This is a genomic window from Enterococcus sp. AZ163 (assembly GCF_050498925.1).
Lineage (GTDB): Bacteria > Bacillota > Bacilli > Lactobacillales > Enterococcaceae > Enterococcus_A > Enterococcus_A ferrettii.
In genome coordinates, this window is the sequence record NZ_JBIPAO010000001.1 from 782,774 (window position 1) to 797,571 (window position 14,798).

A 14,798-nucleotide genomic window follows, 5' to 3' on the forward strand; every position below is an offset into this window, starting at 1 on the left:
TCATTACCTCCAATAATCTTTATTGAAGCTCGCTAAAGCTTCCCGTACTTCTTTTTCATTCTTAGCTTGTTCAAGTTGATCAAGTTGTTTTGCCCCTGCCAAGCTCATTAATTCAAAAATCAGATCAATGTGTTCATCCTTATCATTTGATCCCAACAGTACAACTGTCTTGATTCGGCTGCCGTCATCTGCGATCAGTGCATGCTTCAAGATACCTAAACTGATACCTACACCGATTGCGCCAGCCTCTGGAACCGTATGTGGCAATACGATGCGGTTACGTAAAACTGTGTACGCTGGCAAGGTTGGCATTTCTTTTTTCAAGGCTTCAATATAATTCTTGGTGATTACTTTGTGTTTTTCTAAAGGTACTGCCAGTTCATCCAAAACTGTCAGCCATTCGGTTGGTTCTTCGAAAATTCGAATTGTTTCACCTTTCAATAAATCAATTAAATGCGGCTTTTTTTTCGTCAGTATTTTCGATTCCTTTGGGGTGAATAAATTCAGCAATTCGCTATACAGCTGATCTTCATCTGTAACAGTCGCATATTTTTTCACCATCGATAACACCTTCTCAGGAGTGACCACTCCTGGCTGAATCGCAGCCGTTGATCGCAGCACCCGTTCCCGCAGCTGCTTTTTCTCTGGTTCGGTTAAAAAGCTGTTGACGACAAATACCTTTTTCTCCGTTTTTAAAGGGACGGCTGAGAAAATGAAGTCCACCTCATAATCTTGCTGATAGAATTCTCGGGCCGACATCAAAGCGACAAAATCAATTTCCGGCAACAAGTTTCGCAACGTATTTTCCAATAGAACAGCAATCGAGACTCCATTGGGACATACGATAATACCTTTTTTACGATTTTCTGGATGAATAATTTTCGTACTTTCTACAATGTGACTGCCGATAAACAAGGAGATAAAGAATAGTTCAGCATCTGGAATTTTCTGACCAAAGAACTCCTCTAACGGTCCACTGGCTTCCTTAACTAGATATACCAGGGAAAATAAATTGGCATCCTTATTTTCCTGATAATATTTCGTTTGCAGGTTCAAATGATACTTAATCCGATAATAGGCTGGCCGCATATGAACCAGCAGACGGTCCAGCAGTTTTTCCTTATCTTCTAAGCTCACGCCAGCAATTTTTTCAAAGTTGGCGATGACCCCTTCCAACGCTTCCTTCATCTTGTTGATTTCCTTTAAAGAAAGGATGTCGCCCCGGGAAAGATTTGTCGTTAAAAGCAGCATTGTAAGATACACTCGTTCGTTCTCACTTAAGCCATCTACATCCCATACTACCCGGTCAGCAGCCAAGTATTCCTTCGTATCTGCCAGCTCCCGATAATTCACCTTAAAGCTGTAGGAAATCATCTTGCCCTTTTGCGCTCGTCGAATCAGTAAAATGATCAGCAGCGGCAAAATCTTCAAACGCTCATCAGTGAAACGAACCTCTAAATCCTGTTCAATCATCTCCACCCTTTTGCGAAAGGTTTCAATCATTTCTACCTCCAGATTAGCAAACTGAATGATGAAATTAATGCCGTTATACATCTCAGCCAAGTGACCTAAAACATCCGATAACAACTGCCTTTTGTTCCATTCATCTCCGTCGATGAAGTAGCCTTTTTGCCGCGTGTACTTTAAGGCTAAATCATGCCGTGTGACGTCCTGATTGGTTTCTTTTAAATCGCGCAAAATCGTGTTGCGGCTTACCTGCAAGTCATCAATAAAATGATTCAGCGAGAGATAATCTTCTTTACTTATAAGCATCAATTCAATTAGATAGACACGTTCCTTGCCGGAAAACACATAATTCTCCTGTGGTTCTCCCAGCGTTTCATCACCACCTTTAAAATAGGACAACGTCTCATTTGGAATAATAAAGCGACCATTCTTCGTTCGCTTGATCTCTGCTAATTTTTCATCTTGCAGCGAATCATTGATTTTCTTTAATGCGTAATTCAATTGTCCACGGGAAAGATCAAACTTCTCACACAGCGCTTTACTAGCCAGCTGTGGATTATTGATGAGTTCCATAAAAATTTGATTCGTTCGTTTTTCTAAGTTCATAGCCATCCCTCTCACAATTACAATTTATTATAAAATCGCTTACATTGCTACCAGCGTTGTTCCCAAAAGATTCAGTGTTTTTTATGCAACATGAGACCTTTATCCTTAGCCTCCTTTGCCATCTGTTTGTTCTTTTATAAACAAATCGACTAAATCAGAGCTGCTGATCTCTTCAATATACTTTTTTGGCAACCCTTTATGCAACTTGGTACTCTGACTTCCTATTTTTTCCATGAAACAGTCTCATTATTTAACTATACTATGCTGCAATAAGAGACTGATTGTTTTACATTTTTTTGCGATCGCGCTATAGTGAAAGTGGCTATATTATAGTAAAAAATACTAAAAAAGGAGCTTTTACTCATGACAGTAAACGTAGATTCCAAAGAATATCTCGACCGACTCAACGCTTGGTGGCGTGCGGCCAATTATATTTCTGTCGCCCAAATTTATTTAAAGGATAATCCTTTATTAAAGCGCTCCATTCAAAAAGAAGACATTAAAGCTCATCCAATCGGACACTGGGGCACCATTGCCGGCCAAAACTTCATTTATGCTCATTTAAATCGGGTCATTAATAAGTATGATTTGAACATGTTCTACATTGAAGGTCCCGGACATGGCGGCCAAGTAATGGTCTCTAACTCTTACTTAGATGGCAGCTATTCTGAAATTTATCCCGAAGTTACTCAAGACGAAGCCGGCTTAAAACGCTTATTTAAAATGTTCTCATTTCCTGGTGGGATTGCCTCTCATGCAGCACCGGAAACACCGGGTTCTATTCATGAAGGCGGCGAATTAGGCTACTCAATCTCTCATGCAACCGGAGCGATCTTAGATAATCCTGATGTCATTGCAGCAACTGTTGTCGGGGATGGCGAATCAGAAACTGGCCCATTAGCTGGCAGTTGGTTTTCTAATGTATTCATTAACCCGGTCAATGATGGGGCTGTTTTACCCATTCTTTATCTAAATGGCGGAAAAATTTCTAATCCTACCATTCTTTCCCGTAAAAGCAACGAAGACTTAGTGAAATACTTTGAGGGAATGGGCTGGAAACCTTATTTTGTTGAAGGAACCGATCCTGAGAAGGTTCATCCAATCATGGCGGAAACCTTGGATAAAGTAATTGAAGAAATTAAGGCGATTCAAACAAAAGCTCGTCAAGGTAAAGCTGAAGATGCAACCATGCCGCAATGGCCGGTCATCATTTTCCGGACACCAAAAGGCTGGACCGGTCCTGAAAGCTGGGATGGCGAAAAAATTGAAGGTACCTTCCGGGCCCATCAAGTACCTATTCCGGTAGATGCCGATCACATGGAACATGCCGATAAACTGGTTAAATGGTTGAAATCTTACCATCCAGAAGAATTGTTTGATGAAAATGGAACAGTGATAGATTCAATTCGTGAAATTTCACCAAAGGGAATCAAACGGATGTCCAGCAATCCCATTACCAATGGCGGAATTGATCCTAAGCCTTTGAATATGCCAGATTGGCGTGCATTAGCTGTAGATACTTCACATCCAGGTGCTGTTACAGCACAAGATATGATCGTCTTCGGTGGTCACGCTAGGGATATCATAAAAAACAACCCTGACAACTTCCGAATTTTTGGACCAGACGAAACCAAATCCAACCGCTTGAACAAAGTGTTTGAAGTAACCAATCGTCAATGGCTGGAACCTAAGTTGAGCTCAGACGAATGGCAGTCTTCTGTTGGTCGGGTAATTGATGGTCAATTATCAGAACATCAGGCCGAAGGTTTCTTGGAAGGCTACGTATTAACTGGTCGTCACGGATTCTTCGCCAGCTACGAATCCTTCCTGCGGGTAGTAGATTCCATGCTGACGCAGCATTTCAAATGGATGCGCAAAGCCAGCGATCAGCCTTGGCGTAAGCATTATCCATCTTTGAATCTGATTTCAACATCCACGGTCTTCCAGCAAGACCATAATGGCTACACTCACCAAGATCCGGGTGTTTTGTCTCACTTGGCTGAGAAAAAGCCCGAATTTATTCGTGAATATTTGCCTGCTGATGCCAATACTTTAATGGCAGTGATGGATAAAGCCTTGCAGGAAGAACAAGTGATTAACTTAATCGTTTCTAGTAAGCATCCGCGTCCTCAGTTCTATTCGGTTGAAGAAGCAGAGGAATTAGTGGATAAAGGCTTAAAAGTAATTGACTGGGCCAGCACAGACGGTGACAGCGAACCAGACATCGTTATTGCTGCTGCCGGAACTGAACCAAATCTGGAAGCTTTAGCTGCTGTCAGCATTCTAAATAAGCATTATCCAGAAATGAAGATTCGTTTTATCAATGTGGTCGACATTTTGAAATTGCGTCATCCTGATAATGACCCTCGTGGGTTAAGTGATGAAGAATTCGATGACTTGTTTACTAAGGATAAACCGATCGTCTTTGCTTTCCATGGCTATGAAAACATGATTCGTGATTTCTTCTTTGATCGTCATAATCATCATTTGTATATTCATGGCTATCGTGAAAATGGTGACATTACTACACCATTTGACATGCGCGTTTACAGCGAAATGGACCGTTTCCACTTAGCACAAGCCGCAGCTAATGCCGCTTATGGCGAAAAAGCTGCCGACTTCTCAGAAGAAATGGATGAAATTTTGCAACGTCATCATGATTACATCCGAGCGGAAGGAAAAGACCTAATTGATGTAACTGACTGGACTTGGGAAGATTTGCAAAGATAAACTGAAGACACAAAAATAAGGCCGAAACCCTTGATTATTCGTCAAAGGTTTCGGCCTTTTCTAGTTGACTGCTTCTAAAAATTCATAAGCTTCCAGTGAGAAGATTTCCAGCAGCACTTGATTCACCTGTTGAAATCCTTCTTCTTTAACTGCTGCACATTTCGGAATCGAACAGCGGTGTCCAGCCTTTTGATAGGTGATCATGGAGCCTGTCTCATGAACCTCAACCTGCTGATCCGACTTTTTGAAAACCAAAACATCCTCACCAATACCTATTGTTACATACTCTTGCCGCCAGCCATTTTCCAGAGCTAATGCTGTAATCAACGAAGGATTGTCGTACTCATCCAATAAAAGAGTCTTTTCGTTTTCTAATCGCAGCGTGTACGTGACGCAGCTTTGAAACCCACAAGCATTACAGCCGCCCTCGGTAATAAATTCCTGCTGATTAATGACTGCCTGCATCTTTCTCCCCTTTTACTTCCTGATAGATTTTTTCCAAAGCTTCCCGATCTAGTCCTTCAAAGGTTTCAACAATTCGATCCGCTTTTTGCAAGTCCTGCTTCGGATAGATCGGATTGTGGAAGCCTAGACAGACCATTCCTGCCCGGTGAACCGCTGTACTGCCATTTTTAGTATCTTCAATTCCCAAACAATTATTCGGTTCTACGCCCATGCGATGAGCAACTTCTAAATAGACATCAGGAGCTGGTTTGGAATTTGGAACTTCTTCGCTGCTCATAACGATTTGGAAGCAGTCCGCGATTCCTAAAGCTTGCAGGTTGGTTTTGATTTCCTTTAAAGTCGATGAAGAGGCTACACCCAGAGGTAACCCTGCTTCATGCAGTCTTTTAACAAAGGCTGGTGCTCCCTCAATCGGACGTACGCCATCCGTCGCAACCATTTTTTCACGCAATTGATTCATTTTTCCAACGTAGTCACTCGCAGTTAACGGCAAAGAGAACTCTTCCTTCATCTTTTGCCACATGTATTCACCGGTTGTTCCCATGAACTGATAATGATAACTCTCTTCTACCGGATGCCCAGCTTCCTCTAAGATCGTCGATTTACTTTCAAAATAGGTATATTCAGAATCTACCAATACCCCATCCATATCAAAAATGATTGCCTCTAACATACTTTTCACCTCATCATTTATTCATTCAATTAACACTCTAGCATATTTATCTGTCTTAGGATAGCTTCGTTCCCATAAATTTCTCCTACTAATAGCCAATCGATAAATACGTCTTAAGTTGGACGTTTTCAATAAAAACCTTTGTTATACTTTGTGCATAATCAAGAACACAAAGGAAGAAGGAAGAACTTATGAAAACATATTCAACTCCTGTACGTATTTTAATGGTCATCGGCTTTTTTCTAGTCGCTAGTCTGGCATTGCAAATTATCGGCCCACTGATTTCTGGAGTATTGTCTTTAGTCTTTCGCATTGGGATTCCTTTAGCAATTGCATATTTTATTGTTAACTGGTTAACTAAGCGCAGTAATCGGCGCAGATCTTAAAAATCCCGAGACAGACACACTTTAACATATCCTTAAAAAAAGAAGTCAACCCACCTAAAAACAGGAACAGGTGAGTTGGCTTCTTTTCGTTGTTATTCTAGATAAGCGAGTTGTTCAATTACCATTTCCATTCGATGCTTCTCAATTAAGTCTTGCAAAGAGGTTAAATTTTTAGCCGAAGGAATATCCTCTACAATAAACAATTTTTCCTTAGGGACACTTTTTGCCAAAAAATTCGTTACACAAAGATCAAAATCAGCGTGATGACTCTCTCTTATTTCACTCTTAATCAGCGTAGGGTTAATATTCACCAGTACTTTATCGTTCAAATTTCGCTCCACACAATAGCCGAGTAAATGTGCATGATCCAGTCCACGATTACTAGCTATTTCAACTGAAACCGGTTGTCTCAAGGCATAAAGCTGTTGAGGGAGGTTTTCCCAAGCGATAAATAATTCAAAAAGAATAAATACATAATAGACGGAATACCAGGGAATCTTCGTATGGGTTTCAAGATCTCTTAAATTTTTTTCCAATACTTTGTTGAATACAGCAAAACGTTTATGGATCGTTTTACTGGCGCTCCAGCAACGATTATAAATCAAATAATTCTTGTGCGGATAAGTTTTGAACAAACAATAAAAACTTTTGAGCACATAGATACACTTTTGCTGATTGGCTTCTGAATTTTTTAAATTTAATACCTCAGCTACCAGTTGGATTGACTCTTTACAGAACTTTTCAATCCGAAGCTCCTCTTCTCGATTATCCCATGAAAAATCACGCCATAAAATAGTGCTGGCAAAGTCTAAATACAACTCCTTTTGAACCAATTCTGGTAGGACTTCTTGGATATTCAGGAGAAAAAAATGATAAACATCCAAGTGGTATTCCTTCTTTTTCATGTGCGAATCAGAAACCACAAACCCTTGATTTTGTCTCAAGATGGTTGCGCCAATCAGAAAAGGCAGACTCAATTCTTGTGGGTAGATGGAGGTCATCTTCTCAACCAGCTGTTCCACCTTTGCTCGTTCAACCATTGGAAACGGCCAATTATTGTAATCATAGGCTTCTGAAAAATAAATAGCTAAAAAAATGCGCGTTTGAATCTCATTTTCTCCTGTTAAACAAACCTTGGTCCGATCAATATACACACCAAACGAAGCAAGCACTTCATTCATTTTGATAATCTGGCGGTACAAATTAGCTGAACTGATAAACAGCTCTTCCTGTAATTCTAGACGACTTTTTCCAGGAAAAAAAATGATCTTCTCCAATAGTTGGAAAGCTACTGATTCTTGAATCATTTCAGAAAAGATTTCCGATACTGTATGTCCTTTTTTCTCCGTTAGATGAAGAGCGGAAGAAGCACTTCTCTGGATACTAACAATATGTCCCCAGCGTTCTTCGATATCTTCACAGTCTCTAATAATTGTTTTCGGACTGGCATCGATACTTTCTACGATCTGCTTAACAGGTACCCATTCATCGGAATATTTAAGCTGTTCAATAATCAATACCTGACGATTTGCGGAGTTTGACAACAATGTTTTCAAGGCTCTTTGCTCCTATCTATATTAGAAGTAGTTTTACTCTGACAGACAATTGTCTCGGCTAGACAACGCTCTGTAAGTCCATTTATGTATAGCAGAAAACATTAAAATCGATTATGTAAAAAAGGAATTTTGCTTATTCGAGGCTGCAGGTCTTTAAAAACAGGGAAAGAACCTTGCATGTGAAAGTCTTATTAAATAGATTATAACGCATCTCCTATTTATTCACATCATTCTTACAGATATTAAACCAGTATTTTTCAATCAAAAGCGTAGTGAATACACAAGATGTTTAAAGGTCGCCGTTTACATATAGTTAAACTGGTTTTAAAAAACAAAAAAAGAGTACAGGCATTCTGCCTATACTCTTGACTGTTATAAGTGATTAAGCTTTAACAATGTTAGTTGCTTGAGGTCCACGTTGTCCTTCTTCAATGTCGAAAGAAACTGCTTGGCCTTCTTCTAAAGTTTTGAAGCCGTCGCCTTGGATAGCTGAAAAATGAGCAAATACGTCATTTCCATCTTCGCTAGTGATAAATCCAAAACCTTTGTCTGCGTTAAACCATTTTACTGTACCGTTATTCATATTAAGTACCTCCAAATACACATCAAGTGTGTTTATTTGTAATAAAAAATGATGTGTAGAAAGAAGTGTTGTATCAAAAAATTATAGATAAACAAATAGTCACATATCAAAAGTATTACAAGAGTTATCATAACACTTCCCGTGATCTATTGCAACAAAAGATGAACATTTTCAAGAAATTATCCGATAATAATTAAGAAACACCCTGCTTTCTTAAGAAGTAAAGAACTTTCTATTCTTGATATCCTTGCTAAACAAGAACATTTATAAAATAAGGGTCATTCCTGTTTAACCTAATGCAACATCCAAAATCATCATAATAATAAAGCCTGACATTGCTCCAAAAACTCCAAAATGATGTTTACTGTCTGTTGTCGCCTGCGCTTCCGGAATCAACTCTTCAATAACAACATAGATCATTGCCCCTGCTGCAAAAGCGAGTGCATAAGGCAGTAACGGCTGAACCCGCATCACTAAAAGTGCGCCAATCACTGCTGCAATCGGCTCGACAATCCCTGAAGCCTGTCCATAAACAAAGGATTTCCAACGGCTCAGCCCCTCTTGCCGCAAGGGGATGGAAACTGCTGCACCTTCGGGAAAATTTTGAATACCAATCCCTAAAGATACAGAGATAGCAGCCAAAACTGCTGCTGTTGGATTAGCTGCCTCGCTGGCTGCGCCGAAGGCTACGCCAACTGCTAATCCTTCTGGAATATTATGTAAGGTAATCGAAAATACGAGCAAAATTGTCCGTTTCAAGTGGCTGGGTAAGCCTTCTTTTTCCTTATTTGGACCAAAGTGCATGTGTGGAATCGTTTTATCAGCAATGTATAAAAAAAGACCGCCTAGGCCAAAGCCAACGCTCACTACTAGCCAAGGAATCGAGCCATTCTCCTCAGCCGCTTCAATCGCCGGATCTAGTAACGACCAAAAACTGGCCGCAATCATGACACCTGAAGCAAAACCCAACATGGTATTTAGCACATTACGATTAATATTTTTAAAGAAAAAAACCATGGCTGCCCCTAAAGCAGTCATTCCCCAAGTAAACAATGTCCCAACCAATGCCTGCTGCCAAGCAGACAAAGACACCAACCATTCTGTCATAGTAACCTCCTAGAGCGTTTTTATGCCCTTTCAGTTTATCACAAGATAAACCTGCCCTCAAATTAAGGCTTTGGCCAAACACATTCTTTGGTTGGTTTTGTTAAAAGCGTTATACTTGTCTTGTTAGTTATTATGAAAGCGAGTGAGAATCATGACAAAAATTAATGCTGCTACTGCAATGGTCAAAGTGTTCGAAGCTTGGGGTGTCGATCATATTTATGGAATCCCTGGCGGTTCTTTCAACTCAACTATGGATGCCTTATACAAAGAAAAAGAAAGTGTCAAATATATTCAAGTTCGCCACGAAGAAGTTGGCGCACTGGCTGCTGCTGCAGATGCAAAATTGACAGGTAAAGTGGGTGCCGTATTCGGTTCAGCTGGTCCTGGAGCAAGCCATCTAATCAACGGTCTATATGATGCGAAAATGGATCATGTTCCCGTAGTTGCCTTACTAGGTCAAGTTGCGTCTACTGTTATGAACTATGACGTTTTTCAAGAATTAAACGAAAATCCGATGTTTGCTGATGTCAGCATTTACAACCGGACTGCGATGACTCCTGAAAGCTTGCCTCATTTAGTCGATGAAGCAATTAAGGCAGCTTATGAACATAAAGGAGTTGCAGTTGTAACTATTCCTGTTGATTTTGGCTTTGCCGAAATTGAAGAACAAGAAATCGCAACTGCTAAGAATCATCGCACAGGAGTTATTATGCCAGCAGAGGAAGATTTACAAGCTGCTATTCCTCTTATTGAAGCGGCGAAACAACCTGTTCTTTATGTGGGTCAAGGAACCCGCGGCGGTTTTGAAGAAATCAAAGCCTTTGCTGAACATTTCTCTATGCCGGTTGCAGCAGCTGTTTTAGCCAAAGGGATCATTCCTGATACTTATGAAAATTTTTTAGGTTTTGCGGCTCGTGTAGCCACTAAGCCAGCAAATGAAGCTTTGGCTGTGGCCGATTTAATTGTTTTCGTCGGCAGTGATTTTCCATTTGCAGCTTCCTTCTTTAACCCAGAAGCTAAATTCATTCAAGTGGATATCGATATGGCTAAGTTAGGTCGTCGCCATCATACAGATGTAGCCATTTTAGGTGATGCAAACACTGCTTTGCGCAGAATGGTGGAACTGGGCCAGAGTCGCCCAGCTGACCATTGGTTAGAAGCCAATCAAACCAACAGTCAAAATTGGCACAACTGGCGCAGAAGTTTCTATACTGATGAACAAACGCCTTTGCGTCCAGAACCCGTCTTTAAAGAGATTAACCGAATTGCGGAAGAAGATGCTGTATTCGTTACAGATGTTGGCAATACTACCATTAACGCTATTCGTCATTTAGAAACGACAGGTAAACAATTACACACTACTTCAGGCTGGTTCGCTACCATGGGTAATGGTGTACCTGGCGGGATTGCAGCAAAATTAAGCTTTCCAGAACGCCAAGTCTTTACTTTTAGTGGTGATGGTGGTTTTGCAATGGTGATGCAAGACATTATGACCCAAGTAAAATACGAGCTACCAATCATTAACGTGGTCTTCTCCAATGAATCATTTGGTTTTATTGAAGCGGAACAAGAGGATACAGAACAAAAGAAATTTGGTGTTTTCTTGGGTGGCGCTGACTTTGGCAAAGCTGCTGAAGCTATGGGAGCTGACGGTTTTACCGTTACTGAATACAGTCAATTGCAACATGCCTTTGATGCAGCTAAAGACAGTAAACGACCTGTCGTTATCGATGTAAAAATCAAAAATGCTCGTCCCTTGCCAGTAGAGGAATTACAGCTGGATCCTGATAAATTTTCAGCAGAAGAAATCCAAGCTTTCCAAGAAAAATATCAAGTTCACGATATGCCTGCTTTAAGTGAACTCTTGCGGGAACAATAGAATAATCAAACCTGGCTAGTTAAACTGGCCAGGTTTTTTGTATTATAAAATTAATTTCTCGAAAAATTAATACTTTTATTGTTTTCATGTTGCTCCTTTTCCTCCCGACACTCCTCTCATATAAATTCTGCACAAATTAGCCCAATATTCCACCAGTCAAAACAAAAAAATTCTCTTCAACGAAACAATATTTTAATTCAAAATCCCAAAATTAATTTCTTAAAATAACGACATTTATATTTCGCTTTTTTCTAGTTACAAGCATCTTACTAGGTTTTATCCGAAAAAATACTTGGCTATTCAGCTATTAAAATATTTTAACAATCATAGCAATTTTTATATTCACAACAAAATAGAACAATTATTAAATAAAATAAATTATTGAAAAACTGGTTTATTTACGGTATTATTTAATAAAATTAATCATCAAAGCGCTTACGATCGATTAAGCAAATGAATTATTCGATCAATTATTCAATACACTGAAAAGTAAATTCATTGAACAATCATAAGGAGATGTACACATGACAGAAAAATCACATATGACCAAACTAGCACAACCTTTCGGAAAGAGACAGGTTTTCACTCTAAAAAAACACGATACGCTCACAAAACGGTTAGAAAGTTTTTTATTTGAAACAAACAAAACCGCTGAATTTATTCAATATGCCGTTGCGATCATGATACGCAACGCTTTTAGTCCTCTTAATCTATCCTTTATTGCGAAAAAACAAATTCGTGAATTATTTTTAACTGGCAAAGTTCCTGCCTCCGTTCGTCATTTATGTATTTACTTCCAAGACTATTTTGAAACAGAAGAAGAATGGACTACTGTCATCAATCACCTATACAAAAACCAACAAGAATTTGACCAGCTTACCGAAGAAGCTCGCTTGCTCATAGAGCCTTTACGTCCGGCTTTGATTTCTGGCGAGCAAGCAGTCGATAGAAAGCGGAATTTGAAGGCCTCCTTCTTGGATGAAACAGGTAAGATGCACAATTGGAGCTTGAGCAATGTCGTCTGTCTGCATTCGCCTAAAAAACATATGGCTCTTCTAAACATCTTAGGTGAGTTGACTGTTTTTCAAAAAGATGGCTTGCGTCAGTTTACCAAAGTGGTTTGGCTAGATTTTGCCATTGATGAACGTTCTCGTGATTTTGATATTCGAAATGATGAAGATTTTCAGCACAAATCTAAAAAAACTGCTCCAGAAAAATCAGAAAATATCCTTAGTAATATTGATACACTGGTCAAATCTACCGGATCGAATAAAAAAAGAAATGAGTCTTCACCAAACGACATCCGTCAATATCCGGTTGAGGAACAAGCACAAGAAAATGATCCAATTAAACTGAAGAATAAGCCAGTAAAACAACCAATGGATCGAATGAAAAAATTAAAAAACGACAATTTTCTCAACAACCAGTCGAAAAATGACCGTAATCTTGAGGTGGAAAAGGCCGTAAGAAAGGCCAGTAAAGGCAGCAAAGGGAAAAAGAATCGAAAAAGAAATAAACGAAAATAGTCAGACGTTTCGTAAGCACTCTCTAGACTACTAAACAAATAAAGCCGACAGATAAAAATCTGCCGACTCCAGTAGTTTTAACTATTCGCATGTTAGCTTCTTCGCTGATACTAAGGAGGAATGTGCAACGAATCGGTTAAAGTCGCTTGTTCCTACGATTCCCTTTGTTACTGCTCATTGATAACTAAATATTAAGATTAAAGAGAGTTAACCACTAAGCCTAGCGCTGCTAAGATAGCTCCGCCAATAATTTGAATCACTAAAACCTTCGTTGGTGTAAACTTTTTAACCTTTAACAGATAGTAAGTCAACAGAGTTACACCTAAAGGCAAGATTCCCTTTACTAGACTGTCCAATACATCTGTTTGAATGGATAAAGATTCTTTGCCGCTCAAATGAACCTGCAATGGTGTAGCAATTTTAACAAAGTTGGCTGCTAATGAGCCAATTACGATGGCTCCCAAGGTTTGCGAAAGGGTCATGATATAGGACAATCGTCCGCCAGCCATTAGTTTCTGAATCCCTTCTTTTCCTTGTTCATAGCCTTGAATCCATAGGAAGTAAGCCAGTACGGTCATAATGATCCAATGCAAGGCGAAGAAAAGAACTGGGCCCATGAAGATATTTCCTTGTGCTCCAAAAGGTAAAGTGAAGGAAAGTAAAATGGGAATCAAAGTACCTTGCCATAAGGTATCACCAATCCCAGCTAAGGGTCCCATCAAGCCTGTTTTCAAGCCGTTGATGGTTTGGTCACTGATATCCGCACCACTTGCCCGCTCTTCTTCCATGGCAATAACCATTGATAAAACTGGTCCGCCAAAGGAAGGCTCTGTATTAAAGAATTGCATGTGACGATCTAACGCAGCTTTCATTTCATCTTCGTCTTTGCCATACAGCTTTTTCAGAATAGGGCTAAAAGCATGAACGACCCCTGTCGCCTGCAAACGTTCATAGTTATAGTTGGCATGAGAGAAAAAGGTCCAACGCCAAAAGGCTTTTACAACATCCTTTTTAGAAAGTAATTTTGGTTGTTCAACTGTAGTTTGTTCCATCAAGCCATACCTCCATTTTTATCTTTTAGATACAACTCAGTAAATACATAGCCAATTACTAAAGCGAAAATGGCAATTGGAACAGATGGTAAGCCTGAATAAACAGCTAACATAAAGCCGAGTACAAAGAACAACAAAGTTCCTTTACCATTCATTGCCCGCAGGTTCATGGCAATCCCTAGAGCTGGTAAGATTCCGCCAATTGCTGATAAGACAGCTAATGGTTTACCACCTAAAGCATCAACAACACCTTCTACTGCATCTGCACCTAAATACGCGGCTGCAGCAACAGGTACTACAGTAATTAATACTAAGAACAATTGCGGTGGAACAATATGCAGCCAGTTGATTCGATCAATTTTTCCTTCTTCTGCTGCTTTATCCGCCATGTGGACGAATGTAATATCGACAGTCATATGAGCTACCCATACCAACGTACCCAACAAACCTAACGGCACAGCAAGTGTTGTTGCTACAGAGGGTTCAACATTAGCAGCCATTGCCAAAGCGGTTCCCAGTGTTCCTGCCAAAGCCGGGTCCATTGCTACTGTTCCGCCGGCAGAGATAAAAGCTAAATACGGCAGATTAATTGCCGCTCCAATGATACACCCTTGAACTGGATCGCCTAAAATAAGTCCAACAACCGTTCCATTTACTAAAGGCCGCATCCAACCATGCGTACCCACAAGCGAAAGCCAAGGTGTTCCATTAATACCCAAATAATAAACAACCCCAATTAAAATCGCCTGAACTAAGTTGATTTTCATT

At 39.9% G+C, this 14,798-nt stretch carries 13 protein-coding genes; 4 read left to right on the top strand and 9 right to left on the bottom strand.

Annotated features, from left to right (window positions below; genetic code table 11):
- Positions 1 to 3 precede the first annotated feature (3 nt).
- Together IGI46_RS03950 and IGI46_RS03955 are read right to left on the bottom strand one after the other, a co-directional pair.
- Positions 4 to 2,073, bottom strand: a complete 2,070-nt coding sequence (locus tag IGI46_RS03950) for a BglG family transcription antiterminator (protein ID WP_429962187.1) — start codon at positions 2,071 to 2,073, stop codon at positions 4 to 6.
- Positions 2,074 to 2,178: 105 nt separating this feature from the next.
- Complete coding sequence (locus IGI46_RS03955) at positions 2,179 to 2,307, bottom strand: hypothetical protein (protein WP_278253138.1); 129 nt, start codon at positions 2,305 to 2,307, stop codon at positions 2,179 to 2,181.
- Between the two features lie 129 nt (positions 2,308 to 2,436).
- Between IGI46_RS03955 and IGI46_RS03960 the strand changes: the two genes are divergently transcribed.
- Positions 2,437 to 4,803 (top strand): phosphoketolase family protein, encoded by a 2,367-nt coding sequence (locus IGI46_RS03960; RefSeq protein WP_429962188.1) that lies wholly within the window; start codon positions 2,437 to 2,439, stop codon positions 4,801 to 4,803.
- Positions 4,804 to 4,863: 60 nt separating this feature from the next.
- On the opposite strand, the gene IGI46_RS03965 is transcribed toward IGI46_RS03960, so the two are convergent.
- Both IGI46_RS03965 and IGI46_RS03970 read right to left on the bottom strand, forming a co-directional pair.
- Positions 4,864 to 5,268, bottom strand: a complete 405-nt coding sequence (locus IGI46_RS03965) for a DUF4809 family protein (protein WP_429962189.1) — start codon at positions 5,266 to 5,268, stop codon at positions 4,864 to 4,866.
- A complete protein-coding gene (locus IGI46_RS03970) occupies positions 5,252 to 5,941 on the bottom strand; it encodes an HAD family hydrolase (protein ID WP_429962190.1) in 690 nt (229 codons plus the stop codon). The genes IGI46_RS03965 and IGI46_RS03970 overlap by 17 nt, the downstream gene beginning before the upstream one ends.
- 191 nt (positions 5,942 to 6,132) lie before the next feature.
- Here IGI46_RS03970 and IGI46_RS03975 point away from each other — a divergent pair, with 191 nt between their 5' ends.
- Positions 6,133 to 6,327 carry a hypothetical protein gene (locus IGI46_RS03975; protein ID WP_429962191.1) on the top strand — a complete coding sequence of 65 codons (195 nt, stop codon included), beginning with the start codon at positions 6,133 to 6,135 and terminating at the stop codon, positions 6,325 to 6,327.
- Positions 6,328 to 6,419: 92 nt separating this feature from the next.
- Here IGI46_RS03975 and IGI46_RS03980 read toward each other — a convergent pair whose 3' ends face one another.
- From IGI46_RS03980 to IGI46_RS03990, 3 genes are all read right to left on the bottom strand, one after another.
- A complete protein-coding gene (locus tag IGI46_RS03980) occupies positions 6,420 to 7,883 on the bottom strand; it encodes a helix-turn-helix domain-containing protein (protein ID WP_429962192.1) in 1,464 nt (487 codons plus the stop codon).
- Between the two features lie 382 nt (positions 7,884 to 8,265).
- Positions 8,266 to 8,466, bottom strand: a complete 201-nt coding sequence (locus IGI46_RS03985) for a cold-shock protein (RefSeq protein WP_207702371.1) — start codon at positions 8,464 to 8,466, stop codon at positions 8,266 to 8,268.
- Between the two features lie 288 nt (positions 8,467 to 8,754).
- Positions 8,755 to 9,573 (bottom strand): ZIP family metal transporter, encoded by an 819-nt coding sequence (locus IGI46_RS03990; protein ID WP_207702372.1) that lies wholly within the window; start codon positions 9,571 to 9,573, stop codon positions 8,755 to 8,757.
- Between the two features lie 151 nt (positions 9,574 to 9,724).
- On the opposite strand from IGI46_RS03990, the gene spxB reads away from it, so the two are divergent.
- Both spxB and IGI46_RS04000 read left to right on the top strand, forming a co-directional pair.
- On the top strand, positions 9,725 to 11,452 hold the full coding sequence (gene spxB, locus IGI46_RS03995) for a pyruvate oxidase (RefSeq protein ID WP_429972953.1): 1,728 nt from the start codon (positions 9,725 to 9,727) through the stop codon (positions 11,450 to 11,452).
- A gap of 524 nt (positions 11,453 to 11,976) precedes the next feature.
- Entirely contained in the window at positions 11,977 to 12,978 is a 1,002-nt protein-coding gene (locus tag IGI46_RS04000) for a hypothetical protein (RefSeq protein WP_429972954.1), read from the top strand.
- 197 nt (positions 12,979 to 13,175) lie between these two features.
- Here IGI46_RS04000 and IGI46_RS04005 read toward each other — a convergent pair whose 3' ends face one another.
- Positions 13,176 to 14,030 (bottom strand): PTS system mannose/fructose/sorbose family transporter subunit IID, encoded by an 855-nt coding sequence (locus IGI46_RS04005; protein ID WP_429972955.1) that lies wholly within the window; start codon positions 14,028 to 14,030, stop codon positions 13,176 to 13,178.
- Entirely contained in the window at positions 14,030 to 14,797 is a 768-nt protein-coding gene (locus IGI46_RS04010; protein WP_207702376.1) for a PTS mannose/fructose/sorbose/N-acetylgalactosamine transporter subunit IIC, read from the bottom strand. The genes IGI46_RS04005 and IGI46_RS04010 overlap by 1 nt, the downstream gene beginning before the upstream one ends.
- Between the last annotated feature and the right edge of the window lies 1 nt (position 14,798).

Coding starts and splice junctions, on each gene's coding strand:
- IGI46_RS03950 (WP_429962187.1), bottom strand. CDS start 2,073: ATGAACTTAGAAAAACGAACGAATCAAATTTTTATGGAACTCATCAAT.
- IGI46_RS03955 (WP_278253138.1), bottom strand. CDS start 2,307: ATGGAAAAAATAGGAAGTCAGAGTACCAAGTTGCATAAAGGGTTGCCA.
- IGI46_RS03960 (WP_429962188.1), top strand. CDS start 2,437: ATGACAGTAAACGTAGATTCCAAAGAATATCTCGACCGACTCAACGCT.
- IGI46_RS03965 (WP_429962189.1), bottom strand. CDS start 5,268: ATGCAGGCAGTCATTAATCAGCAGGAATTTATTACCGAGGGCGGCTGT.
- IGI46_RS03970 (WP_429962190.1), bottom strand. CDS start 5,941: ATGTTAGAGGCAATCATTTTTGATATGGATGGGGTATTGGTAGATTCT.
- IGI46_RS03975 (WP_429962191.1), top strand. CDS start 6,133: ATGAAAACATATTCAACTCCTGTACGTATTTTAATGGTCATCGGCTTT.
- IGI46_RS03985 (WP_207702371.1), bottom strand. CDS start 8,466: ATGAATAACGGTACAGTAAAATGGTTTAACGCAGACAAAGGTTTTGGA.
- IGI46_RS03990 (WP_207702372.1), bottom strand. CDS start 9,573: ATGACAGAATGGTTGGTGTCTTTGTCTGCTTGGCAGCAGGCATTGGTT.
- spxB (WP_429972953.1), top strand. CDS start 9,725: ATGACAAAAATTAATGCTGCTACTGCAATGGTCAAAGTGTTCGAAGCT.
- IGI46_RS04000 (WP_429972954.1), top strand. CDS start 11,977: ATGACAGAAAAATCACATATGACCAAACTAGCACAACCTTTCGGAAAG.
- IGI46_RS04005 (WP_429972955.1), bottom strand. CDS start 14,030: ATGGAACAAACTACAGTTGAACAACCAAAATTACTTTCTAAAAAGGAT.
- IGI46_RS04010 (WP_207702376.1), bottom strand. CDS start 14,797: ATGAAAATCAACTTAGTTCAGGCGATTTTAATTGGGGTTGTTTATTAT.